Source organism: Amycolatopsis taiwanensis DSM 45107, assembly GCF_000519205.1.
Taxonomy (GTDB): domain Bacteria; phylum Actinomycetota; class Actinomycetes; order Mycobacteriales; family Pseudonocardiaceae; genus Amycolatopsis_E; species Amycolatopsis_E taiwanensis.
In genome coordinates this window covers 186,853-210,134 of record NZ_JAFB01000009.1, presented here as the reverse complement: position 1 = coordinate 210,134, position 23,282 = coordinate 186,853, and the positions used below count along the sequence as shown (strand labels likewise).

Genomic DNA, 23,282 nt, shown 5'->3' with positions numbered 1-23,282 from the left:
ACCAGCATACTGGTCAATCGTACAGTTCCACCGTCGTGTCATCCGGCTTTGTACAGCGAAAGGCCATGCCTGGCGCGGGGAATCCGCTGAAGGAGAGCAATGTTCGCTGCGATTATCGATCCACAATGGACACTCGCCGGCTCGTCCGAACTCCGGCACCGCGGCCGCGACCTCACCGGTGAGCGCGGATCGGTGGCTCGCCGGCACCCCGCGGTATCGACCTTATGCCGCCCGTCACCAGGCCCCGCACGTCGACGGATATTGCCGCCCCTCGGCCCGGTCAGTTCAGGCCGGTGTAGGAGTGCATGCCCGAGGTCACCAGGTTGACGAACGTCAGGTTGAACACCAGCACGGCCAGGCCGAGCACGTTCAGCACCGCGGCACGAACGCCTCGCCAGCCGGCGGTGGCACGGGCGTGCAGGTAGGCCGCGTACATCACCCACGCGACGAAGGAGGTGACCTCTTTGGGGTCCCAGCCCCAGAACCGGCCCCACGCCGATTCCGCCCACACCGCACCACAGATGACCGCGAAGGTGAACAGGGGGAACCCGATGATCGTCGCGCGGTAGGCGACCCGGTCGAGCGTTTCGGACGGCGGCAGTTTCAGGTGCGGCCGCGCCGCGCGCACGAGGTAGAGCACGCTCGCGATCCCGGGCACCACCAGTGCGCCGGTGGCCGCCGCGGCGGTGGTGACGTGGATGATCAGCCAGTACGACTGGAGCGCGGGCGAGACCGGAGCCGCCTGGGCGTAGAACACCTTGCCGTCGAGCACCATCAGCCCGGCGACCGGCAGCAGCACCCAGACAGCCATGTGCCGCACCGGGAACCGGCTCGCCACAATGAGCCACCCGCCCGTGGCCACGAGCGTGATCACCATGACGTACTCGTAGAGGTTGCCCAGCGGCCACCGGTGCGCGGCGATCCCACGCGCCACCACGGCGGCAGCGTGCAGCCCGAAGCCGAGCCACGTCAGTGCCAGCCCCATCCGGCCGGCGCGATCGTCGCGGAGGGGCGGCTCCAGGGCGCCGACGGCCACCGGGATGCGGGTATTCGCCGACGAGGACACCGTGGCGAACACCATCGCGAGCAGGTAGATGCCCGTGGCGGTGAGAAAGGACCAGTCACTGATGGTGGCGACCGTGAACCCCAAAATCAAACCCCCGTAGTTCCTGCGTCCGGTACCGGGAGGCACGGGGCACGCGGCGACCTGCCCGTGCCTACCCCGCTCCGGCACGGGCAGGTCAAATGTATAGCATACTGAACATGCGACCAGCCGAGGACCTCACCGCCCGCGCGCGCATCCGCGACGCCGCGCTGGCGCTGTTCGCCGAACACGACGCCGCCGGCACGAGTATGCGCAAAGTCGCCGAGCGGGCCGGCGTTTCCCTCGCGCTCGTGCAGTACCACTTCGGGAACAAGGCCGGCCTGCGCCAGGCGTGTGACGCGTACGTGGTGGAGTTCATCCGCGCCACGCTGGCCGGTGCGGTCGACGAGGACCGGCTCGGCGACCCGGAGTTCATGGAAAGTTCCCGCCGCGCGGGCGCCCCGGTCTTCCGCTACCTCGGCCGGGCACTGGCGGACGGTTCGGACGCGACGGCCGCTCTGTTCGACGAACTGGTCGCGATCACCGAGCACCATCAGCGGGCTCGTGCCGGCGACCATGCCGACCCCCGCGGCGAGGCCGCCGTCTTCGTCGCGATGCGGCTGGGAATCTATGTGCTGCAAGACCACCTGACCCGTGCGCTCGGCGTCGACGCCGCCGGCCCGGCGGGGCTCGCCCGGATCGCCGCCGCGCAACTCGCGATCATCTCGCCCGAGTACGTGGGCGAGGAGACGGCCGCGAAGGCGCGGAAGGGACTGGGTAAGCCGCCCAGGCCGAGCGGGAGGTGACCGGAAACGGCTCCTGCGTGGGCCAGTTGCAGGACAGGGTGGTCGCGGCGCTCATCGTCCGGGCGGGCAGGTCGTCGCGAATGGTGCACCCGCGCGGGCGGGGCCCGGTCGAGGCGGTCCGCAGGGCGCTAATCAGCCAGAGCCTCGATCACCAGCCGCAGATTGACCAGCTCTTTCCGGTGCCGGAGACCGAGCTTGTGCAAGGCGATCGGCAGCTTGTGTTCGATCGTGCGGTGTGAGAGGTGCACCTCGGTGCCGATCTCCTTGTTGGTCCAGTCCAGTGCGGCCAGTCTGGCGATCCGTTTCAGGTCCGGTGGCAGGCCCTGCCAGCGGACCGCGAAACCCGCCGGCTCCTGCGGAATCCGGAGCAGCATGGCCTGCCGGTGGTCCAGTTCGCGACCGTCGGCGACCACGCGCTCGACGTCCGAGCCCAGGGCGGCACGGATGATCACCTCGGCGCGTTGCTGGGCCCGCAGAAATGGCCCGAGCCCCTCCAGCCGGACGTTCACTCGAGTCCGCTGTGCTTCCGCGGCCCCCCATGCCCGCGCCAGTTCGAATGCCTCTCGTTTCAGTGGCTGGGCACCCTGGCCCGTGCCACCGGGGTGGTCGCCGCGGCGTTGTTCCAGCAGGATCGCGAGGACCCACACCAGCACGTGCGCCAGCCAGGTGGTGCCCCACGCGTCGTCCAGGTCACGCGCCATCAGGACGGTGTCGTGGACCAGTGCCTCGGCCTGTTTCGGGTCGGCGTGCCAGGCCAACGCCATCGCGTGCGCGATGCGCGCCCAGACGATGGCCCACTGGGCACCGGCCGCCTCGCAGGCCGCGAGGTACTCGCTGGTCAACGCCACCGCCCTGGCGGGATCGTCGGCGAAGTGGAACGCGGCCCCCAGACCCGCGAACAACATGCTCATCGCCCAGCCGCCGCGATCACCGAGGGCCGCGAACTCCGCCGCTGCCTGCTCGAGGACGTCGATGGCCCCGAGGTCGTAGGTGTCGTCCACGCCCGGGACGAGCATCCGGAACGCCCCGTCGAAGTACCGCACCGCCGGGTTCACGGCCGCGGCGAACGGGTCATCGCCGGCGCCGTCGGCCCCCTGTTCACTCAGCTGTCGCTGTGCGTCGATGCACGCGTCCCGCAGGCGGCGTGCTTCGTCGGCTCGTCCCTGGCAAAGGGCGATCCAGGCGGCCAGCGATTGGGCCACGATCCGCATCGGATGTGCCACGCCGAGCTGCGCGGTGGCCTCCACTCCCTTCAGCAGCCATTTCCTGCCCTCGTCGAGCTTGCCCCAGTAGTGCCACGCGCGTAACTGGGCGAGGTGAACCGCGATCGCGAGCGCGTCGGTGGCCAACTCGGGCTCGGTCAGGCCGTACGCCATGGCGGCTTCGAAGTTTCCCAGCTGCCAGCGCGCGTCTTCCAGGATGGAGACTTCCTTGGCGCTGAACCATGTCGTCGCGTACTGTGCCGCCAGCTTCCGGAAATAGCGGAGGTGCCGGCGGCGCAGCGCGCCCGGATCGCCACTGTCGTTGATCTTTTCCAGCGCGAACATCCGTACCGACTGCAGCAGGCGGTAGCGATGCACCCCGCCGCTGGTGTCCGCCAGCACCAGTGACCGGTCGACCAGCCTCTTGACGGCCCGGACGACGTCGTCGGGGCTCAACTCCCCGTCGCTGCATATCTGTCCGGCAGTGGGCAGATCGAAGCCACCGGAGAACACGCCGAGCGAGTCCATGACCCGTTTCTCGGCCGCGTCGAGCCGGTCGTAGGAGCCGGTGTACGACTGCCGGAGCCCGGCCGGGACCAGGACGCTGTTCACTCTCCCGCCCACATCGTCCAGTCCCGGATAACGGTCGCGGACCGGCCGGCGGGAGTCGATCAGCCGGCTGTTCCGGATCTCGGCGAGGGACTCGTACCGCAACCGGGCCGCATCGATGGCGATGGCCAACGGCAGCCCATCCACACTGCGCACCAGTTCGGCGGCGATCACCCGCTCGGCAGCCGACAACGGATGACCGAACGCGTCGGCACGGGCCGCGAACATCTCCAGCGCCGGCCAGGGCTCGTCCAGCGAGTCCTCTTCCCGGGGATAGGGCAGCGGCCGGACGTATTCGACGTGCTCGCCGACACAGCCCAACGGTTCCCGGGAGGTCGCCAGGACGGTGACCTGGCCGGGAACCGTCGCCTGCAGGGCGGCGATGAACTCGCCGGCCTGAACCACGATGTGTTCGCAGTTGTCCAGCACCAGCAGGGTGTGGCGACCGGGAACACGGAGGTACTCGGTGATCGCGTCCCACGGCGGGCGGTCCCCGTAGTCGGTGGCGTTCAACGCATCCCGGACCACCCGATCCACCTGCTCGGCCTCGGCGTCGGACGGCAAGGACGTCATCCGCACCCACCGCACGACCAGCTTCGGGAGGTCGCGCCGCATCTGCCAGGCCGTGTGCAGCGCCAGCGTGGTCTTGCCGACACCGGCGGACCCGGTCAGGGTCACCACCCGCGCACCGCCGCGCAGGTGACCGATGATGCGGTGCGCGAGGTCGTCCCGGCCGATCAACAGGTCGGGTTCGGCTGGCAGAGCCCCCGAGAGGTCCCTGGCCATACCGCACTCCTCGCGTTCAGTCAGTTACCACGACTAGGCATCCGGGGTGCCACTGTAATGGTTGCCGACAACGCCGCCGCGGCCAGCCACGGTGGGCCACACCATCGTCAGCCGGCCATGGGAGACCGGCGCGGCTGCCACCCGGCTACGGGGTGGAGTACCTGCGGGATCGGGGCAGGCGCCCGGTTCACCACTGGCCGGCGTGCACAGTCTCCTTGTCGATGACATGGTCGACCAGCCTCACCAGCGCATCTTTGCACGCGTCCCGGCTGCGCGCGTCGCACCGGATGATCGGGGTCTCCGGATCGACGTCGAGAGCGTCGCGGATCGCTGGGATGTCATGAATCGCTTCGCCGTTGAAGTCGTTGACGGCGACCAGGAACGGGACGGACCGGCTCTCGAAATAATCGATCGCCGCGAAGCAGTCGGTGGGCCGGCGCGTGTCGAGGAGCACGATGGCACCGACCGCACCGATGACGATGTAGTCCCACATGCTCCAGAACCGGTGCTGGCCGGGTGTGCCGAACAGGTAGAGGGTAAGACCTTCGTCGAGGGTCAGACGGCCATAGTCGAGCGCGACCGTGGTGGTGGTCTTACCGGTGACGCCGGTGAGATCGTCGACACCGGCGCTGTTCTCCGTCAGTGGCGCTTCCGTGGTGAGTGGCTCGATTTCGCTGATCGTGTTGACCAGGGTCGTCTTGCCGACACCGAACCCTCCCGCCACCACGATCTTCGCGGAAGGCGGGAACCAACCTTCATAGTGCATTGATAAGTCCGTTCCTGACGCGTTGCAGGAATGCAAGCCGTGCCTGGCCGTGTATCTCGCCGGCCTGGACGCCGGGTTGGATCGTGAGCATTCCGTCGTCGACCAGGTCGCCGACGAGAATCTGCACGGTGGTCAGCGGTAGCGCCGTCCGCGCAGCCAGCTCAGCGATGGCGATGGGTCGTGCGGCCAGGTACACGATCTTGTGCATTTCCGGTGACATCACCAGCTGGTGACGTTGCCATCCTGCGGCGGGGTGGCCGGCACCGCCGGCCACCACCTGGGTGGTCAAATCCAGATCCGTGCGGCTGGGCGTAGTGCGGCCGCCGGTGAGCCCGAAGGGCCGCACGAACGGCTCGTCTTCCTCCTCGTCACCGTGCCTGGCCATGGTCAGTACTCACTGGCACCAGACGGGACCCGGCCCGGCTCGGCACCCCCGCGCGCCACCGCGGCCAGTTCCTGTCCCACCGAGCCGACGATTCGGTTCAGACCATAGAAGACACTGTCCAGGTTGGCGTTGTGGTGGGCCCGTGCGGCCAGGAAGGCGTGTTGACCCGCGGAAATGACGATATACCAGCAATGACGCCCCTCGATCGGAAGTTGCCGCAGCATGTCGCCCTGCTCGTTGAGCAGGGCTCCGGCAAGCGCCATGAGCGTGGCCGTGCCGGCCGCCAATCGTTCGGCCTCGGCACGCAGTCGTTCGGCCTCGGCGGGATCTGCGGCATCGGAGTTCCGATACGCACAGCCCCTCAGCATGCCGTCCGACGTCACGGCGATCACCATTTGCAGGCCAGGCACACCATCCGCGGCGAGAAGGTTCTCGAGCAGGTATTGGACACGGTCGGTCATCGCTATCGGCTTTCCCCATCCTCACGGGGCCAGGCTGGCCACTGATCTGATCCCGACTGCTCTGCTTCGGCGGCCCGGCGACCTCGTTCCGTGCCACGCTGCAAAGCGCTCAACTGCGTCCTGGTGGTCTCGACCGCGTGGTCATCTGCCGGAGTATCGACGTTGACACGAACAGCGGTCGTGTCGGGCTGGTTGAGGGTAGCGCCGCGTCGGCGCTTGGGCAGCTGCGGGGGCAAGCCGTTCGGCGCGGCCGGCGCCTCGGGTGTCGGCGCCGCTACGCGGGCCGACGGTGGGCTGGCCGAATGTTTGCCCCCGGAGGTGCTCACCAGTGCCGGCCGTGCCGGGGCCGCCACCGCGGATATCAGCTGCGTCACGTTCGCGTGGTTCCCGGTGAGGTCCGCGTCGTCCTCGGCGGCGTTCTCGGCGCGGAACCATGATGAGTCGGCAGTGGCAGGTGCGGCCGGGGATTCCGCTTCCGGGGCGGGCACGTCCTGGGGCTCCTCGGAAACGGGTGCCAGCAGGTCCTCGGGCAGGATGACGATCGCCGACAGGCCCTGGAAGGCCGAAGTCGAAAACGCCACCTTCATCCCCAGAGCGCGGGCAAGGTGCGCCACCACGAAGAACCCCAGCTGGCTGATCGCCTCCTCGCGAACCATCACGTCGAACTCCGGTGGGTTCCGCATCAGCGCGTTGGCTGACGCCAGCCTGTCCTCCGACAGGCCCGGACCCGCATCCGCGATCTCGATCGCGACGCCGTGCGCGGTCGGCATGCCACTCACCCGGATCACGCTCTGGGGCGGGGAATACCGCACGGCATTGTCCATCAGCTCGGACAGCAAATGAGCGATCTGGTGCGCGAGAAGCGGTTTGACGGAGACCGTCGGAATGTTCTGCAGCTTGAACCGCTCGAGCTGACGCTCCGCGTCCGAGGCCTCCGGGGGCGAGGTCTCGGTGGCCGCGCCTTGCAGGATGTTGTACAGCGGCACCGGGTTGCGCCGCTGCTGACGCGGCTGGTCACCGGCGAGCACGATCATGTGGTCGGCCGTGCGCCGGGCGCGGATCACCTCGTGGTCGATGGTGTAGAGGAGCCGGAGGGCGCGCGGGTTCTGTTCCTTCTGCTGCGCGTCGTAGAGCGTGTCCAGCATCCGCAACACCGGAATCTGGATCCGGTGGGCGAGCTCCTTGAGCACGCGCGTCGTGCCCTCACGCAGGAGGATCTCTCGTTTCCGCGCCTCGAGGTCGGCGACCACGGCGTCACGGAAGCCGACGGCGACCCCGCCGATCTCGTCGTGCCGGTCGTCGAGAAGCTCCACCTGGGCCGGGATGTCGATGTCGTGGTCGGCGTGGATCCGGTCGACCAACTCCGGCACCTCGTCGGTGGCCACCCTGTGCACGCCCTGGGCCAGGCTTCCCAGGCGCCGGGAAACGCTGCGGGCAAGCCGTATGCCGACGATGGCCGCGGCCACCGCCGCTACGGTGAGGGCGCCCAGGATCGATGCCGTCAGCCAGAACTGGCTCGCGCCGGTGTCGGCGGCCTCCGTGGCGATGGCGTTGGCCTGTTTGATCGTGAGGTCGACCAGCTGCTGGGACACCGCGGACGTGACGCTCGACCATTCGTCCGCCGTGACCGGGAACGACACCGCGGGTTTGTGTGGATCGGGGCCACGCGCGATCAACGCGTCCTCGAGGGTGCTCAGCTGTCGAAACGCCGATCCGCGGACAACGCTGGAGTACTGGGTCTGGACCTCGGGCCGGACGTACTGGGAAGTCGTGTCCAGTTCGGTGTGGTAGGCCCCCACCAGGTGCTGGAACTGCTGGTAGTCCTGGCCGGAGAAGGACTGGTCCGCGAGTGCGCCGGCGGCCAGTGAGCCGGCGCGGGACATCTCGTCGGCCACCCGGAACAGCGCCACGGCGGCGATCGCGTGCTGCGTGATGGGCGCGTCGGGCACGACCCGGGCCTGGGCGTCGAACAAGCGGGTCGCGGCGTCCAGGACGGTGTTGTAGTAGTTGAACACCTGTGCCGAGGTCGCGGACCGCGCCTCGATCATGCTCCGTTGCTGCGGGAGTTCGCCCAGCAGACCGACGAACGCATTGAGCCGGTCGACGATCTCCGCCGGGGCTCCGGACAGCGCGCTGTCGGCCGCCGCCTGCATTTCCTGCAAGCCCTGCGAGGTCCGGGCTTCCTGCTGCTGCAGGGCGGCGAGGTCGGCGTTCGGGGCCGCCAGGTAGGCCAGCGCCTGCTGCCGCTCGGCCTGCAGTGCGGCCAGCGCCGGGACCGCCGGCACCGAGGCCTGTTGGACGCCCTGCCCGATGATCATCAGCTTCAGGCTGGGCAGACCGACCGCCGCGATCCCCAGCACCACCATTGCGATCAACAGCGCAACGATGCTCACGGTCGCTACCTGCAACCGAGTCCCGATCGAGCGGAAGCGCCGCTGAGGCTCAGTCACGTCCGAGTGCCGGTCGCGCACCTGCTTACTCCTCATGTTTCTCGATTCCTGGCGCCGGTCGTCATTCGGGTGAGACGCAGCCAGTTACGGCGGGGCACTGGTTTCGTGGCGTGCACAGTACACCGGCGCCAAATGACCGTGAGATCCACATCCGGGCGAGATGTGCCCATATCGGGCGACAACCGAACACGATGCGCAACGCCACCGGCCGCCGGGAGCGGTGGCTCGTTCGTGCTCGTGGGGTTGTCGGCCCTGGTGTGTGCGCGGCGATCCCACCGCCTGGGCTCCGCCCAGGCGGTGGGGCGCGTGCCAGCGCGGGTCGTTGCTACCCGACTGCCGGCGCCGCGTTCGGCGCGACCGCCTGGTTGGCCAGTTGCTCGACCATCCAGGGTGCTTCGAACAGGCCCGCGATGCTGTTGGCGATTTCGGGCTGCTGGGCCGCACTCGCCAGCATTTGACCCACCATCGGCGGCGGCTCCAGCAGCATGGATGTCAGCTGGCGCGACGGGTACGCGCGCGTCTGCCGCCATTCCGCGGAGCAGGCGGCCAGGAACTGCTCGTCGTACGGTCCGGAATGAGCCAGCGCGCGGCGAGCGTAGATGGCGGCGCCGTCGGAGGCGCTGTTGGCGCCCTGCGCCGCCAACGGGTCCATGCTGACCGCGAGGTCACCGAGGGAGGCCACCGGCCGCCCGGACTGCGGCAGGTAGCCCACCGGCTGGCGCACGGTCGGCCGGACCGCACCGGCCAGGGTGCCGCGCTGGTCGACCAGCTTGGCCCGGGTGCACCGGGCGGCCACGTTGGGCGCGAAATCACGGAGGAGACGCAGCATGAGGTCCGCGCGCGCGTCGGGGTCCCGCACCTCACCGAACGCGTCCAGCGCCGTCCCGGGACGTGCCTCCATCAAGACGATGTGGCAGGGCCGTCCATCCCCGGTCGCACGGTCGCCGAAATAGGCCGGGATCAGCAGGATCTCGCCCTCCGGCAGCACGGTGAACTGGGCGTCGTTGGTCGGGGTCGGGTCGACACCGTCGAAATAGACAGCGGCGAGGTGACGGGCCGGTGCCTGAGGGGGCTGGCTCGGATCCAAGGGGAACAGGTTCGCGAGATCACTGCCGCTCGGCGCCGTGGTGACGACCACGAGGTCGTAGTCCTGCGCCACGTGCTCGAGGTACGCCGAGGTGATCGGCTGCCCGGTTTCGGCGTGGATCTGCGCCCCTCGGTCCTGGAGGAGGCCGCTCCAGGCGGCGAACCGGTGTGGTTGGTTGACCGACACGGCGGGGTTGCTCAACTGGCCGCGAAACTCCAACACGACCTGGCCCTGATTGACCATCTGGAACCAGAGGCCCTGGATCTGCGGCGCTTCCGGCCACAGGTCCAGACCGAGACCCCGCTCGTGTTCGCGGGTGCGCCACACCTTCACCTGGGTGGAGCGAACCGGGCCGGAGGCAAGCTTGTCCGGGGGCGTCGTGGTGAGTACGGTGGCCTGCCCGCCGCCGGCCCGCACATGAGCCGCCATCTGCAACGCGCTTTCTCCGCCGCCGACAACCAGCAGCCGCATTCCCATATTAATAACTCCAAAGTGCTTTCAGTCAATGAATCCCGGCACTCAGCTCCCCCGCCGGTGACGCGTTCACTGTGTCAGGCCAGGCCTGGCCGGGGAATGGCTGGTCCTCCCTCGATCAGAGCGGGCATGACGGCTCAAGCGACGGGCCTTTTCCGTAACACCCCCTCCGTCACTAGTCCGAACGAGTGAAGACCAGGGCACCCCGTCATACAACTACGCCATATGGGTGACACTCCGGTCGAATGCGAGAACCTCAAGCAGATTCACCGCGGCGCCTGCGGGATGCTCGAGCAAGCCAATGAGCGGAAAGAGCGATCATGGCGATCACGGGCGGCACCAGAAGGTGCCATCCGGCGAACGGCACCGTCACCAACAGCAGGGCGACGGCCACCAGCGCGAGGACGCGAAGCCCGCGATCGAACAGGCGGGCCGCCGCGGCGGTGCCGAGCAGATAGGTGGCCAGCACGAGAACGGAGGGCACGAAGACGATGTCGTCCGTGCCCCAGCCGAACAGGGCCGCCCCGATCAGGCCCGCGGCACCGATCACGCCGACAGCGAAGATCGAAAAGTGCGGTGCTCCGTGCCGGTTCCGGCCGGACAGGAGCGAGGGTGCCCATCCGTCACGGGCGAGTGCATAGCCGAGCCGGGAGACCGACGCGACGAAGGCATTGGTCGTGCCCAGGCAGATCACGACCGCAGCGATGGCGACGACGCCGGACGCGGAGAGGCCGAGGCCGTGTTCGATGATCGCTCCGAGGGAGATCCGATCGAGGGCGCGGGTGCCGTAGGAGCCCGTGCCGACGACGGCGAAGGCGACTCCCAGGTAGAGGACGGTCACGATCAGGATCGTCAGCAGCGTCGCCCGCGGCAGGGTGCGTCTCACATCTCGGAACTCCGCGGACAGGTGCGCGATCGCCTCCCAGCCCGCGAACGCGAAGAACAGGACGACGATCGCCTGGCCGATCCCCGGGACGCCGTGCGGAGCGAACGAAGTGAAGTTCTCGAAACGGATCTGCGGAAGCGCGACGAGGATGACCACGAGCAGGATCGCCGCGACTCCGATCGCGAGTGCGATCTGCACGCGCGCTCCGAGCTTCAAGCCGGCCAGGTTCGCGACGACCGCCACCGCGAGCACGATGGCGGCGATCGCGGGTGCCCAGCGCTGCTCCAGGCCGAGCACCGCGGCGACGTAGTAGCCGGCAGTGAGCGGGACGATGGTCTGCCCGACAGACCCGGCGATGAAGTACCACCAGCCGGCGATGCCGCCGGCGGAAGGCCCGAATGCCTTCGCGGCAAACGTGGCGACGCCGCCCGAGTCCGGGAACCGGGACGCCAACGCGGCGAAGGTGAACGCCAGCGGAAGGCCCATCAGCGCACTGGATCCCCATGCGACGAGTGACGCGGGACCCGCCAGCGAGGCGGCTTGGCCGGGGAAGACGAGCACTCCGGCGCCGAGGATCGCGCAGACGTACAGGGCCACTGCCTGTGCCAGCCCGATGGTCTGCGCTGTCGTGGTCGTTGAAGTCCTGGTTCTGGTGCTCACCGCACAATCCCAGGCGTTTCCGCCCGACCCCGCCAGTGTCATGATTGACCGCATGCGCAAGAAATCAGACACGCACAGAGTGGCGGTCGCCGTGCTGCCTGGCGCGCCCATCTTCGAGCTCGCCGTGCCCTGCGAAGTGTTCGGCATCCCGCGGCCCGAGCTCGCCGACCCGTGGTACGAATTCCAGCTCTGCGCGACCGAAGCCGGCGCCACGATCGCCGGGGGGTTCACCGCGACCACCCCGTTCGGCCTCGACGACCTGGCGGCAGCCGATACCGTCATCGTGCCGGCCTGCAGGAACGTCCATGAGCGGCAGCCCGCCGACCTCGTCGCGGCCGTCACCGAGGCACACGCCCGAGGAGCACGGATCGCCGCCATCTGCTCCGGCGCGTTCGTCCTCGCCCAAGCGGGTCTGCTCGACGGACGCCGCGCCACAACCCACTGGATGCACGCCGACGAACTCCGGCGCCGCTTCCCGCGCGTCGATGTCGACGAGCTGGTCATCTTCGCGCAGGACGGCCGAATCCACACCTCAGCGGGCACCGCTGCCGGGATCGACCTGTGCCTCGAACTGGTCCGGCAGGACCACGGCACCACCGTCGCGAACGCCCTGGCCCGTCGGATGGTGACTCCGCCCCATCGGGGAGCGGATCAGGCGCAATACATCCTGACTCCGCTCCCCTCGGCGAACACCTCTCCCCTCTCGGAGGTGACCGCCTGGGCGATCGCCCACCTCGACCAGTCGATCCGCCTCCGGGATCTGGCCGCCCGAGCACATCTGAGCGAACGCCAGCTCACCCGCCGCTTCCTCGAAACGTACGGCCGCACGCCCGGCGACTGGCTCATCCGTGAACGGCTCCGTCGCGCCCAAGAACTCCTCGAACAGACCGACCTGACGATCGACGCCGTCGCGGGACGCAGCGGCTTCGGGACGGCCGCCGGCCTACGCGCGGCCTTCGCCAAGCATCTCCATACCGCGCCCAGCGACTACCGCAACACCTGGCGCGCGGCCTGACGAGCTCTACCGCATCCCGAGGGCCGTTTCGGAGAGGAACAGCTCCCCGCCAGGCCTCGGGACACCTTCACGCCGGCCGCCGGCGATCACTCAGTTCTCGTAGACCTTGCGGCCGGCGAACCAGGTCTGCACCACCTGGGTCCCGGCCAGCTGGTCGGCCGGGACGGCCAACGGGTCACGGTCGAGCACGACGAAATCGGCGGACTTGCCCGCCTCCAGCGAGCCCGTGACGTCGGCGGCGCCCATCGCGCGCGCCGCACCGAGGCTGTAGGCGTGCAGCGCCTCGGCGACCGTGATGCCCTGCTCCGGCCACAACGTCCCCGGGAACGTGCCGGTCGGATCGGCGCGGGTGACGAGTCCCTGGATGCCCAGCCACGGGTTCGGCGACGGCATCACCGGCCAGTCGGATCCTCCGGCCACCAGCACCCCGGCGTCGATCAGGCTGCGGTTCGGGTGCACCCGTTCCGCGCGTTCACGCGGAACGCAGGCGCAGATCGCGTCGACGATGGCGCTGGGGAACCACAACGCGGGCGAAAGGTCCGCGGTGACGCGAAGTTCGGCCAGGCGCGGCACATCCTCCTCGTCGATGTACTGGCCGTGCGCGATGTGGAAGGCCGGCGCGACATGTCCGGCCGCGCGGACCGTGGCGACCGCGTCCAGGGTCATGCGTACCGCACCGTCGCCGGTGCAGTGGATCTTCGCGGACAGCCCCTGCTCCGCCACCCGCAGCAGCCACCCGGTCAGTTCCTCCAGGCTCATCGTGGTCTCGCCACGCCATTCGGCGCCGTGCACGTCGTCTGGAAGGTACGGCTGGAGGAACGCCGCGGTCTTCGACGGCGGGACCCCGTCGAGGAAGATCTTGACGAAATCGGGCCGGTGGTGCGTGCTGCGGTAGCGCTCGCGGACGTCGATGAGGTCCTGCCCGAGCGGATGAGCGCCGAAGATCCTGTCGTTGACGAGCAACGAGGTCACCACCCAGGCGTCCAGTCGCCCGGTGCCGTCCAGGTGCTTGAGCGCTTCGAGCATCGGCAGAGACGCGGCGGCGTCCTGGAATGCGGTGATACCAAAGGAATGCAGGATCTCAATGCCGCGCAGGCTCGCGCGCGCATTGTCCTCGACCCCCACCGCGGCCGTCGCCGCGTACGCACGCTCGACCGGTATGAGCGCGGCCTCGATGAGCACGCCCGTCGGCTCTCCGGTGGCGGGGTCGCGGACCACGGTACCGCCGTCGGGGTCGGGCGAGGAGGCACCGATCCCGGCCAGCGCGAGCGCCGCCGAGCTCGCCCACCGGTTGTGGTGGCTGTCGTCGTACAGCAACACCGGCCGTCCGCCCGCCGCCTCGTCCAAACTCGCCAGCGCTTTCACCGCCGAGAGTTCCGGGATCAGCCTGGAGCCCCAGCCGCCGCCCACGACCCACGCGTCCGCGGGCAGCCTGGCCGACCACGCCCGGATCGCGTCGAGCACCGCGGGCAGCTCGGCGGTGCCATCGAGCTGGAGCTGGAACAGGTCGGCCCGCCCCGCCTCCAGGTGGTGGTTGTGCACGTCCGCCAGGCCGGGCATCAGGAACGCGCCACCGTGATCGACGACTTCGGGGTCGCCGTCGAGCCGGGTGAGCAGTTCCTCGTCACCGACGGCGGTGATCACGCCATCGGCGACCAGCAGCACCGACGCCCAGGGACGGGCCGGGTCGAGGGTATGGATACGGGCGTTGCGGTGGACGGTGCGCACGGGCGGGGCCGAGGTCATCGTTGATCTCCTAGTTTCTCCAACCGTAGACAAACAGGGTGTGGCATCCTGCCGCGGAGCGCAAGATCTTCTGCGGTTCCCGTCGTGTCACCAGGGCGCGAGCCGCGACCACTACGGTGGGGACATGACGAGGTTCAGCGGGGCGTGCCGTGCCGAAGCAGGTTGACCACGACCAGCGGCGCACCGAAATCGCGACCGCCGCCTGGCAGTTGATCGCCGAGCATGGCGTCGATGCGGCCACCATGCGCGCGATCTCGGACTCGATGGGCATGGCCAACGGCGCGCTCAAGCATTACTTCCCCAACAAGAACGCGATCATCCGGACCGCGTTCACCCGGATCTTCGACAACACCAACGCGCGGATCAGCGCGCGACTCGGCGACGCGACCGGACTCGACGGACTGCGCATCTTCTGCCAGGAGGTCATGCCGGCAGAGGAGGTCACGAAACTCGAGGCCCGGGTGGTGCTCCCGTTCTGGCAACGCGCCCTCGCCGACGCCGATCTCGAATCCGTCTACCGCGGCGCGATGGACGTGTGGCGCAAGCAGATCCGCAAGTTTCTCCGGGCCGGCCGCGCGGCCGGAACCATCCGCACGCCGGTGTCCGACAAGGTGATCGTCGAGCAGCTCCTGGCCATCCTCAACGGGGTGCAGACCTTGGCATTGCTCACCCCCGAGACGACGACACCAAGACTGCAACGGCAGATGATCGACGTTTTCCTGAACGGGCTCACCGAAAACCCGGCCGGGTGATGGCGCCGTGGCGTACACAATGGACCGTTTCCGCGGCGAGCATTGTGGTCAGCCGGGTGCTCAGGACCGGTTCCGGGTGAGACCGGTGGCGATGATGTCGATGAGCAGATCGATGATCTTGGGGTAGTCGCCGGGGTCGCCGAGACGCTCGGCGTAGAGCGGCACGAGCAGCACCGTCTGCAGGACACCGACGATGACCTCGGGCGTGGCGTCGACCAACTCACCGTCGTGTTGTTTCTCGGTGATGTAGTGGACCAGCGCGGTGGCCGGGTTGTCCGCCATGGCGGTCACCTGCTGGAGGTCGGCCTTGCGGGCAACGGCGGTCATCTCCTCCGGGTGCGTGGTCAGCCGGCGCCACAGTGGGTTGGCGGTGAGCTCGTCGAGCGTGGCCCGCAGGAAGCTGCGGAGCCCCTCGCGGGTGTCGTCGGTGGCCCGCAACGCGTTGTCGATGACCTTCTTCTTGACGGTGCCGGTTTCCCGCCGCATCAACTCGAGGTAGAGCGCTTCTTTGGAGTCGAAGAACTGGTAGAAGCTGCTCTTGGCCATCCCGGTGGAGGCGACCAGTTCCTCGAGCGAGGTTTTCCGCAGCCCCTGGCGGGTGAACAGCTGGTAGCCGTTGTCGAGGAGTTGCCGGGTGATCCGGGCCTTCTCTTCGGCGGAGAACGCGGGTGGCATGCGGCACCTTCCTTGCGAATGCTCTGGTCATATGGTCGCAGACCGGTGTGCCCGGCCGGCGACGGGGAATCGGAGGAAAATCAGGGCGTCCGGGAGCCAGGTCAGGCGGCGGCGCGCTCGGCCGGCCGGCCGTCCCCAACCGGCGGTGTGTCCGCTGTGGACTTGACGGTTTTCTTGCGCAGCAAGGTGATGGCCACGACAGCCGCCACGCCGGACAGCACGGCCCCGGTGAGCATGGTGGTGGACATGGCCCCGGTGAACGCCGCCCGGCCCGCGTCGATCACGCGCGGGTCGCCGGTGGCGAGCGCGTCGGCGAGCGAGGCGCGGGCGGTGCCGGGAACCTCCGGGGCGAGCCCGGCGCTGTACCCGGCGGCGAGCAGGCTGCCGAGCGTGGCCACGCCAAGGGCGCTGCCGGTCTGGGACAGCGTGCTGTTCATCGCCGAACCGGTCCCCGCATATTCCGGCGGGATGGCGCCCATCAGCGCGGTGACCGCCGCGGGGGTGGCCAGTCCCGCACCCAGCCCCATGATCACGAGCGCGAGGCCGAGCAGCGGGTACCCGCTGTCCGGGCCGATCGTGCGCAGGATGGCGAACCCGGCGGCCGTGACCAGCATGCCGGCGGCGACCAGGGTCCGGTTGCCGAGTTTGCGGCCCAGGGTGGCACCGAGCAGGTTGCACACCGCCGCGGAGGCGACGAACGGCAGCAAGGCCATACCCGCCTCGAACACCGGATAGCCGAGAACGAACTGCACGTACTGGGTGAGCGCGAGCATCATCCCGGCGGCGGCGAAGGCGAGCAGCATCACCGAGAGCGTGCCGCTCGAGAAGTCGCGATCCCGGAAGATCCGCAAGGGCAGCATCGGGTGCGGCGCACGCAGTTCCCAGCCCACGAACCCGGCCAGGACGAGCAGCCCGAAGGCCAGCACCCCGCCGGTGTCCGGGCGGCCCCATCCGGCGTCCGGCGCGGTGATGATCGCCCAGACGATCGAGACCATGGCGACCGTGCACAGCAGCACGCCCGGCACATCGGGCTTGCGGGCCGGCGCGGTGGACTCGGGCATGAACACCAGCGCGGCGAGCATCGCCAGCGCCGCGACCGGCACGTTGATCAGGAAGACCGATCCCCAGCCGAAGTGGTCCAGCAGGTATCCGCCGAGCGACGGGCCGGCCAGGACACCGGCCATGGACACGCTGCTCCAGGCCGCGATCGCCCGGCGGCGTTCGGCCGCGTCGAACACGGTGATCAGGATCGAAAGAGTGCTGGGCATGACCAGGCAGCCGCCGACGCCCATCGCCGCCCGCCCGATGATCAGCTGGGCGGGGTTCGCCGCGAGGGACGCGGCAAGGGACGCGGCGCCGAACAGGCCGAGACCGATCAGCAGCAGGCGTTTGCGGCCGAAACGATCGGACAGGCCGCCCGCGGTCAGCAGCAAACCGGCGAAGGAAAGCGTATAGGCGCTGACGATCCACTGGATTTCGGCCGGACCGGCGCCGACGTCGCGCATCAGCGCGGGAATCGCGAGGTTCAGGACCGTGTTGTCGATGGTCAGCACCAGCAGGCTCAGGCAGAGCGCGCCGAGGATCCACCAGCGCCGTGGATGTGCGGTTCCGGGGGTGTGCATGGGTTTTCTCCGCAGGATCGGGTGGCCCTCGGAGCCCGGGCGGGCCCCGAGGGCGGGGGAACGTCGGTGGGATTCGGCCGGGCACTACTGCTCGCCGCGCACGCTTTCGTCGTAGATCGAGACGAACCGGTCGATCTGCCACAGCTGGCTCAGGAGCACCAGGGTGATGCCGAAGATCGCCGGCCACGCCTCGATGAACACCAGCCCGTAGATCATGATCAGGGCACCGGCGCCGGCCAGGCCGATCAGCAGGCGCATCGCCGTCCGGTGCCCGGCCAGGGCCGCCGACTTGCCCGCCGACCACAGTTTCTCGCCGTAGATCCCCTTTTCCGCCCACTTCGTGGGGTGCTGGACGGGCTTGAACGCACGCGGGTTGAGCCACATCCAGGCAATCCCGGGCACGATGATCGCCAGTGCCCACCAGCCCAGCGTTTCCCGGAAGAAGATCGGCGCGAGGATCGGCGCCAGCCCGGCCATCCGGCTCCACACACTCCACGCGTTCGCGTGCCGTTTCCACGCCTCGTCCGTCATTCCGAACGTCGCCGCGACCGCTTCGGTTGTCTTCATGACCGCTCCTCGAAGTCTTCCGCACAAGGCCCCTGCGACCGTGTGTCCAGAACATAAAAACAGATTCAGCAAACGTACACAAGACCGGCGACCGTGACCCCCGGCACCCCGCCAGGCACCACGTTCGCCGCGCCGGTCATAGGGAGAACGGTCGCCGCCCGCGTGCTCCTCGCTCAGGGCCTCACGCCGCGTCGTCGAGCAGTTCGCCCAGTTCCACCCGCGTGGGCAGGCCGTCCTTGTCGCCTTCGCTCGTGGTGGCCAGCGCTCCCACCACGCAGGCGCGTCGGAGCGCGGCCCTCTCGTCGAGCCCGTCCAGCCGGGCGCTGATCCACCCTGCGGCGAAACCGTCGCCCGCGCCGACGGTGTCCACCACCCGCACCGGAAACGCCGGTTCCCACACGGTGCCGGTTCTGTAGTACGCGGCCGCGCCGTCGCTGCCGAGCTTGACAACCACCTCGCGGGCACCCCGGTTCAGGTAGAAATCAGCGATGGCGCGCGGGTTTTCGTGGCCGGTGAGCCGCGTTCCCTCGGAACGCCCGGGGAGCACGGTGTCGGCGAGCGCGGCCAGCCTGTTGATCGTGTCGACCATGTCGTTCTCGTCCGCCCACAGCACCGGCCGAAGGTTGGGGTCGAACGAAACCGTCGCCCCGGACTCGCGAGCCGCCTCGACGGCGCGGAAGGTGAAGTCACGGGTGTGCGGCGTCAGCGCGGGGAAGATGCCTGTCACGTGCAGGTGGCGCGCGGATCGGACCGTTTTCTCCGCCTCACCGGACCATCGCAGTCGTGATGCGGCCGATCCGCGGCGGAAATAGACCACGGTCGGATCACCGCTGAGCACGCGGCTCTTGAGCTGAAAACCCGTGGGCGCGCCGGGATCCCTGACGAGGTGACCGGTGTCCACCCCTTCCGCCACCAGCTCCCGGCGCACCCGCACGCCGAGCGGGTCGTCGCCCACCGCCCCGAAATAGCCCACGGTGTAGCCGAGGCGGGAAAGTCCGACCGCCACGTTCATCTCGGCACCGGACAACCGCACGCCGAAGTGCTCCGCCTCGTCGAGCGGCCCGGGTTCGACGGCCACGAACATCGCCATGACCTCGCCGAAGGTCACCACGTCAGGCACCCGCGCTCCTCACCACCGGGCAGCTCGACCAATGTGGACGGATACGCGACGGACTCGTATCGCACGATCCTCAAGCGGGAGTCTCCCGGGGCACCGACCGCAGTTGCGCCGCGTCGCCGCGGACCAGGGGTATGACCAGCGCGGCCAGGACCAGCGTCGAGGCCATCATCACGAAGGACGCCGCGGTCGATCCGGTCGCGTCGTTGAGCCAGCCCACCAGATACGTCCCGACGAATCCGCCGACCGAGCCCGCGGTGTTGACGCACGCGACGCCCGCACCCGCGAAGTTCTTCGGCAGGATTTCGGTCACGTGGGCGAAGTACGGCCCGTACGGGGCGTACATCGCGCCGCCGGCCACCACGAGAAGCACGAACGCCCACCAGAAGTTGCCCGGCCCCAGCACGTAGGACAGGAAGAAGCCGACGCCGCCGAGCAGCAGCCACGTCCACACGTAGCGGGAACGGGTGCCCGCGCGGTCCGACATCCGCGAGTTGACCACCATCAGCAACGCCGCGACACCGAACGGGATCGCCGAGAGCAGACCGCTCATGCCGATCCCCCGGCCGCTTCCGGCGGAAACGATGCTGGGCAGCCAGAACACGAGCCCGTACACGCCGATGCTCCACAGCAGATACTGCAGGGACAGCAGCACGACCGGCCGAGAGCGGAACGCCGCCGCGAACGTCTTCGCCGGAGTGGCCTGCGCGCGTTCGGCGTCCAGTTCGGCCAGCACGGCGGACTTCTCGGCTTCGTTGAGCCATTTCGCCTCGGCCGGACGGTCGGAGACGAGCGCGCGGAAGACGAACGCCCACACCAGCGCGGGCACTCCCTCGATGATGAACATCTCCCGCCAGCTGGTCAGCTCGATGAGGTACCCGGAGACGGCGTTGAGCCACATCACCGTGATCGGGTTGCCGAGAATGAGGATCGCGTTGGCACTGCCCCGCTCGCGTTTGGTGAACCACCGGGCCAGGAACACGACCATGGCGGGAAGCACCGCCGCTTCCACCGCGCCGAGCAGGAACCGCACGGCGATGAACAGCGCCGGGTTGCTCAGCAGGCCCTGGGCCGCGGCCAGCAGACCCCACGCGAGCGTGCACCAGAAGATCAGCCCACGCACGCTGCGGCGCTCGGCGTAGAGGGTGCCGGGGATCTGGAAGGCGGTGTAGCCGAGGAAGAACGAAGCACCGATCAGAGAGGACATCGCGCCGCTGAGGGCGAGGTCGTGCTTCATACCTCCCGCGACGCCGATGGAGAAGTTCGAGCGGTCCAGGTAGGCCAGCGAGTAGGTCACGAAGGCCACGGGGAGCAGTCGCAGCCAGCGCTGCCGCCCGAGCTCGACGGGTGGTGTCAAGGCAGACTCCCTTGTCGGCACTTTTACCACTATGTGGTAACGCTTCTTTTATCGTGGAAACGATAAGGACCGTAGATAATGGGTGTCAATGCTGCCGACCTCCGAACGGCCGCAGTGCAGACACGGAGTGCAGGCACAGGAGGAAGGCGATGCCGGAACCGTCAGGCGCGTCGAAGGCTCCGCGCGACGACATGGTGCGCAAGGCGTTGCGCCTGCTCGTCCTCCTCGGCGAAGCACCGCGCGGCACGACGCTGTCAGACCTCGCGCACCAAGCCGGTTACCCGGTCAGCACCACCCACCGGCTGCTGAAGTCGCTCGCCCAGGAGAACTTCGCGGTCCTCGACGAGGATCGTCGCTGGAACCTCGGACTCCAGCTGTTCGAGCTCGGGCAACGGGTGCTGCACGCACGCGGCTTCACCGAGATCGCCACCCCGGTCCTCGAACGGGTCACGCGGCAGACCGGCGAGCCCACGCTGATGGCCGTGCTCGACGGGCGCGACCAGCTCTACGTGCACTACGTCGAAGGCACTCAACAGATCCAGATCATCGGCGAGCCCGGCCGACGCGGACCGTTGCACTGCACCTCGATGGGTAAGTGTCTGGTCGCGTTCGCCCCGCACGCACAACGGGAACAGCTCATCGCCGAACTCGACCTGCCGCAGCGCGGCCCGAAGACCATCACCGACCGCGATCGGTTCCGGGCCGAAATCGAACGCGTTCACCAGCAGGGCTTCGCGATCGCCGATGAGGAACACGAGGCAGGCATCCTCGCGATCGGCGTTCCGGTGCTCAATCCGGCCGGGATCGCCGTCGCCGCGCTGTCGACGGCGGCCCCGGCGTTCCGCAGCTCCGTCGAGCAGATGCACACCTATCTCGAGCCGCTCCGCCAAGCGGCGAAGGAACTCGCCATCGGCCTCCCCCGCCGGTGAACTCCGGGGCCAGGTCGGCAATACGCGGTAATTCGACGCGCGCCTTCAAGGGAGTGCACAGGTACTCGCGGCAATGGGGACGAGCGTAGGCAAGGCCGGTCGAGCACTCATGACCTGGCCGTTGCCGTGCGGTCTTGACCATCCGTCTTCCGGCACCTATGGTTCTGCGCAACATAGGACATCCCATGTCCTATGTCGTCGCTGGTGACGAAGACAGGAGGCGTGGTGCCCACTTCTGGTCCATCGTTCAGCCGCCGAGACATGCTGCGCTTCACCGGTATGGCCGGGGTCGCGGCGGCGTTCTCGTCGACACTCGCCGCGTGCGGCGGGCCGGCGTCCACCAACGCCACCGGCAACACCACGGACTCGATCACCGCGGTGATCGGCTACGGCAACAACCAGACGTGGGACCCGCTGCAGACGGCGTCTGCGTTCTCGATGGCGGCGATCCTGCACACCTATGAGTCCCTTGTGGAGGGTGACCCGATCAGCCGCGAGCCGTACGCGGGGCTGGCCAAGGAACTGCCCAAGGTCGACGGCACGTCGTTCGAGATCGCGCTGCGAGACGGGGCGAAGTGGCACGACGGGCAGCCGGTCACGGCCGACGATGTCGTGTTCACCTTCGCCCGGGTGCTCGACCCCAAGGAGAACGTCCTGGTGCGCACGTTCTTCGTGCCGTGGCTGCAGGAAGTCAAGAAGGTCGACGACAAGACCGTCGAGTTCGTGCTCACCCAGCCCTTCCCCTATGTGCTGAAACGGCTCCAGACCGTGAAGATCTGCCCCAAGCACGTCTTCGAAGGCGGCTGGGAGGCGGCGGTGTCCGGCAAGGTGGTCGGCTCCGGTCCGTACCAGGTCACCGAGCAGGCGCCGCTGTCGCACACCAAGTTCGAAAAGTTCGCCGACTACAACGGCCCGCGCCCGGCGGTCTACAAGACCATGCTGTGGAACTCGATCGTGGAGGCCTCGCCCCGGGTCGCGAAGATCTCCGGCGCCAAGCCGGCCGCGCAGATCGTGGAGAACATCCCGCCCGCCAACGCCGACCAGCTCGCCAAGGACGGGCGCACGGTCGAGTTCGCCGACGGCGGCAACAACCTGTGGCTGATGTTCAACACCAAGCACGCGCCGTTCGACAACAAGCTGGTGCGCCAAGCGCTGCACCACGCGGTCGACCGCAAGAAAATGATCGAGGTCGGTCTCAAGGGCAAGGGCTCGGAGGGCACTTCGTTCATCAACCCGAAGACGTCCGGGTCGCAGCCCGCCGCGAACGACCTCGGCTACAACCCGGACAAGGCCAGGCAACTCCTGCAGCAGGCGGGTGTGTCCAACCTCGTGGTCACCCTGTCCACCACGAACACCACGCTGGTGGCGGACTGCGTGAACGTGATCAAGGAAGGCTGGGACGCGATCGGCGTCCAGACCACTTTGGACACTCAGGACACCAAGGCGCTGTTCTCCAAGCTGGACGGCGGATTCGACTTCCAGGTCGTCGCCACCACGCAGAACGCGGAACAGTTCGGCAACGACCCGGACCTGCTGGTGCGCTACTACTACGCCGGCGCGGGCGTCGCCGCCAAGTACGCGCAGTGGTCCGGGCCCGACCACGACGCGCTGATCGGGCTGCTGGACAAGGCCGCGGGTGAGACCGACGCGGGCGCGCGGGAAAACACCACGAAACAGGTGCTGGACCTGCTCGCCGACCAGGCCGTGGTGTACCCGGTCGTGTTCACGCAGCTCGGCACCGCGTGGGACCCGAAGACCATCTCGGGGGTGCGCGCGCAGGGCTACCCGGGCATCAACCTCAACCAGGCCAAGCCGGGAGGCCCGGCGTGAGCCGCCGCCGGGCCCG

At 68.7% G+C, this 23,282-nt stretch carries 19 protein-coding genes; 5 read left to right on the top strand and 14 right to left on the bottom strand.

Going from position 1 to position 23,282, the window contains the following annotated elements:
- Nucleotides 1-280: 280 nt before the first annotated feature.
- Entirely contained in the window at nucleotides 281-1,156 is an 876-nt protein-coding gene (ccsB, locus tag A3CU_RS0109010) for a c-type cytochrome biogenesis protein CcsB (RefSeq protein WP_027942005.1), read from the bottom strand.
- A 107-nt stretch (nucleotides 1,157-1,263) separates the two neighbouring features.
- Between ccsB and A3CU_RS44050 the strand changes: the two genes are divergently transcribed.
- A complete protein-coding gene (locus tag A3CU_RS44050) occupies nucleotides 1,264-1,890 on the top strand; it encodes a TetR/AcrR family transcriptional regulator (RefSeq protein ID WP_043840813.1) in 627 nt (208 codons plus the stop codon).
- Nucleotides 1,891-2,018: 128 nt separating this feature from the next.
- Here the strand turns inward: A3CU_RS44050 and A3CU_RS0109000 are convergent, their stop codons facing one another.
- From A3CU_RS0109000 to A3CU_RS44040, 7 genes are all read right to left on the bottom strand, one after another.
- On the bottom strand, nucleotides 2,019-4,487 hold the full coding sequence (locus A3CU_RS0109000; RefSeq protein WP_027942004.1) for an NB-ARC domain-containing protein: 2,469 nt from the start codon (nucleotides 4,485-4,487) through the stop codon (nucleotides 2,019-2,021).
- A 187-nt stretch (nucleotides 4,488-4,674) separates the two neighbouring features.
- Nucleotides 4,675-5,253 carry a GTP-binding protein gene (locus A3CU_RS0108995; RefSeq protein WP_027942003.1) on the bottom strand — a complete coding sequence of 193 codons (579 nt, stop codon included), beginning with the start codon at nucleotides 5,251-5,253 and terminating at the stop codon, nucleotides 4,675-4,677.
- Nucleotides 5,243-5,638 (bottom strand): DUF742 domain-containing protein, encoded by a 396-nt coding sequence (locus tag A3CU_RS44045; protein WP_052371569.1) that lies wholly within the window; start codon nucleotides 5,636-5,638, stop codon nucleotides 5,243-5,245. Before A3CU_RS44045 ends, A3CU_RS0108995 begins: the two co-directional genes overlap by 11 nt.
- Before the next feature lie 2 nt (nucleotides 5,639-5,640).
- Nucleotides 5,641-6,099 (bottom strand): roadblock/LC7 domain-containing protein, encoded by a 459-nt coding sequence (locus A3CU_RS0108985; protein WP_027942002.1) that lies wholly within the window; start codon nucleotides 6,097-6,099, stop codon nucleotides 5,641-5,643.
- A 2-nt stretch (nucleotides 6,100-6,101) separates the two neighbouring features.
- Nucleotides 6,102-8,492, bottom strand: a complete 2,391-nt coding sequence (locus tag A3CU_RS0108980; protein ID WP_169739606.1) for a sensor histidine kinase — start codon at nucleotides 8,490-8,492, stop codon at nucleotides 6,102-6,104.
- A 382-nt stretch (nucleotides 8,493-8,874) separates the two neighbouring features.
- The gene (locus A3CU_RS0108975) at nucleotides 8,875-10,107 is read right to left on the bottom strand and encodes a styrene monooxygenase/indole monooxygenase family protein (RefSeq protein WP_027942000.1); all 1,233 of its coding nucleotides are present in this window, start codon (nucleotides 10,105-10,107) and stop codon (nucleotides 8,875-8,877) included.
- Between the two features lie 259 nt (nucleotides 10,108-10,366).
- Entirely contained in the window at nucleotides 10,367-11,656 is a 1,290-nt protein-coding gene (locus A3CU_RS44040; RefSeq protein WP_245616953.1) for an APC family permease, read from the bottom strand.
- A 52-nt stretch (nucleotides 11,657-11,708) separates the two neighbouring features.
- Here A3CU_RS44040 and A3CU_RS0108965 point away from each other — a divergent pair, with 52 nt between their 5' ends.
- A complete protein-coding gene (locus A3CU_RS0108965) occupies nucleotides 11,709-12,671 on the top strand; it encodes a GlxA family transcriptional regulator (RefSeq protein ID WP_027941999.1) in 963 nt (320 codons plus the stop codon).
- Between the two features lie 90 nt (nucleotides 12,672-12,761).
- On the opposite strand, the gene A3CU_RS0108960 is transcribed toward A3CU_RS0108965, so the two are convergent.
- A complete protein-coding gene (locus A3CU_RS0108960; RefSeq protein WP_052371568.1) occupies nucleotides 12,762-14,417 on the bottom strand; it encodes an amidohydrolase in 1,656 nt (551 codons plus the stop codon).
- Between the two features lie 149 nt (nucleotides 14,418-14,566).
- On the opposite strand from A3CU_RS0108960, the gene A3CU_RS0108955 reads away from it, so the two are divergent.
- Nucleotides 14,567-15,169, top strand: coding sequence for a TetR/AcrR family transcriptional regulator (locus tag A3CU_RS0108955; protein ID WP_027941997.1), 603 nt, complete (start codon nucleotides 14,567-14,569; stop codon nucleotides 15,167-15,169).
- Between the two features lie 60 nt (nucleotides 15,170-15,229).
- Here A3CU_RS0108955 and A3CU_RS0108950 read toward each other — a convergent pair whose 3' ends face one another.
- The 5 genes from A3CU_RS0108950 to A3CU_RS0108930 all read right to left on the bottom strand — a co-directional run bounded on the left by A3CU_RS0108950 (nucleotide 15,230) and on the right by A3CU_RS0108930 (nucleotide 20,507).
- Nucleotides 15,230-15,844: a TetR/AcrR family transcriptional regulator gene (locus A3CU_RS0108950; protein ID WP_027941996.1), complete on the bottom strand. Its 615-nt coding sequence runs from the start codon at nucleotides 15,842-15,844 to the stop codon at nucleotides 15,230-15,232.
- A gap of 101 nt (nucleotides 15,845-15,945) precedes the next feature.
- The gene (locus tag A3CU_RS44035) at nucleotides 15,946-17,466 is read right to left on the bottom strand and encodes an MFS transporter (protein WP_052371567.1); all 1,521 of its coding nucleotides are present in this window, start codon (nucleotides 17,464-17,466) and stop codon (nucleotides 15,946-15,948) included.
- 84 nt (nucleotides 17,467-17,550) lie between these two features.
- The gene (locus A3CU_RS0108940) at nucleotides 17,551-18,033 is read right to left on the bottom strand and encodes a DUF6653 family protein (protein ID WP_027941995.1); all 483 of its coding nucleotides are present in this window, start codon (nucleotides 18,031-18,033) and stop codon (nucleotides 17,551-17,553) included.
- Between the two features lie 181 nt (nucleotides 18,034-18,214).
- Nucleotides 18,215-19,153 (bottom strand): sugar kinase, encoded by a 939-nt coding sequence (locus tag A3CU_RS0108935; protein ID WP_027941994.1) that lies wholly within the window; start codon nucleotides 19,151-19,153, stop codon nucleotides 18,215-18,217.
- Between the two features lie 70 nt (nucleotides 19,154-19,223).
- A complete protein-coding gene (locus A3CU_RS0108930; protein WP_027941993.1) occupies nucleotides 19,224-20,507 on the bottom strand; it encodes an MFS transporter in 1,284 nt (427 codons plus the stop codon).
- 149 nt (nucleotides 20,508-20,656) lie between these two features.
- On the opposite strand from A3CU_RS0108930, the gene A3CU_RS0108925 reads away from it, so the two are divergent.
- Together A3CU_RS0108925 and A3CU_RS0108920 are read left to right on the top strand one after the other, a co-directional pair.
- Nucleotides 20,657-21,436 carry an IclR family transcriptional regulator gene (locus tag A3CU_RS0108925; protein WP_043840811.1) on the top strand — a complete coding sequence of 260 codons (780 nt, stop codon included), beginning with the start codon at nucleotides 20,657-20,659 and terminating at the stop codon, nucleotides 21,434-21,436.
- A 225-nt stretch (nucleotides 21,437-21,661) separates the two neighbouring features.
- A complete protein-coding gene (locus A3CU_RS0108920; RefSeq protein WP_043840842.1) occupies nucleotides 21,662-23,266 on the top strand; it encodes an ABC transporter substrate-binding protein in 1,605 nt (534 codons plus the stop codon).
- Nucleotides 23,267-23,282: the final 16 nt, after the last annotated feature.

Coding starts and splice junctions, on each gene's coding strand:
- A3CU_RS44050 (WP_043840813.1), top strand. CDS start 1,264: ATGCGACCAGCCGAGGACCTCACCGCCCGCGCGCGCATCCGCGACGCC.
- A3CU_RS0108965 (WP_027941999.1), top strand. CDS start 11,709: ATGCGCAAGAAATCAGACACGCACAGAGTGGCGGTCGCCGTGCTGCCT.
- A3CU_RS0108975 (WP_027942000.1), bottom strand. CDS start 10,107: ATGCGGCTGCTGGTTGTCGGCGGCGGAGAAAGCGCGTTGCAGATGGCG.
- A3CU_RS0108995 (WP_027942003.1), bottom strand. CDS start 5,253: ATGCACTATGAAGGTTGGTTCCCGCCTTCCGCGAAGATCGTGGTGGCG.
- A3CU_RS0108960 (WP_052371568.1), bottom strand. CDS start 14,417: ATGACCTCGGCCCCGCCCGTGCGCACCGTCCACCGCAACGCCCGTATC.
- A3CU_RS0108985 (WP_027942002.1), bottom strand. CDS start 6,099: ATGACCGACCGTGTCCAATACCTGCTCGAGAACCTTCTCGCCGCGGAT.
- A3CU_RS0109000 (WP_027942004.1), bottom strand. CDS start 4,487: ATGGCCAGGGACCTCTCGGGGGCTCTGCCAGCCGAACCCGACCTGTTG.
- A3CU_RS44035 (WP_052371567.1), bottom strand. CDS start 17,466: ATGCACACCCCCGGAACCGCACATCCACGGCGCTGGTGGATCCTCGGC.
- A3CU_RS44045 (WP_052371569.1), bottom strand. CDS start 5,638: ATGGCCAGGCACGGTGACGAGGAGGAAGACGAGCCGTTCGTGCGGCCC.
- A3CU_RS0108950 (WP_027941996.1), bottom strand. CDS start 15,844: ATGCCACCCGCGTTCTCCGCCGAAGAGAAGGCCCGGATCACCCGGCAA.
- A3CU_RS0108940 (WP_027941995.1), bottom strand. CDS start 18,033: ATGAAGACAACCGAAGCGGTCGCGGCGACGTTCGGAATGACGGACGAG.
- A3CU_RS0108925 (WP_043840811.1), top strand. CDS start 20,657: ATGCCGGAACCGTCAGGCGCGTCGAAGGCTCCGCGCGACGACATGGTG.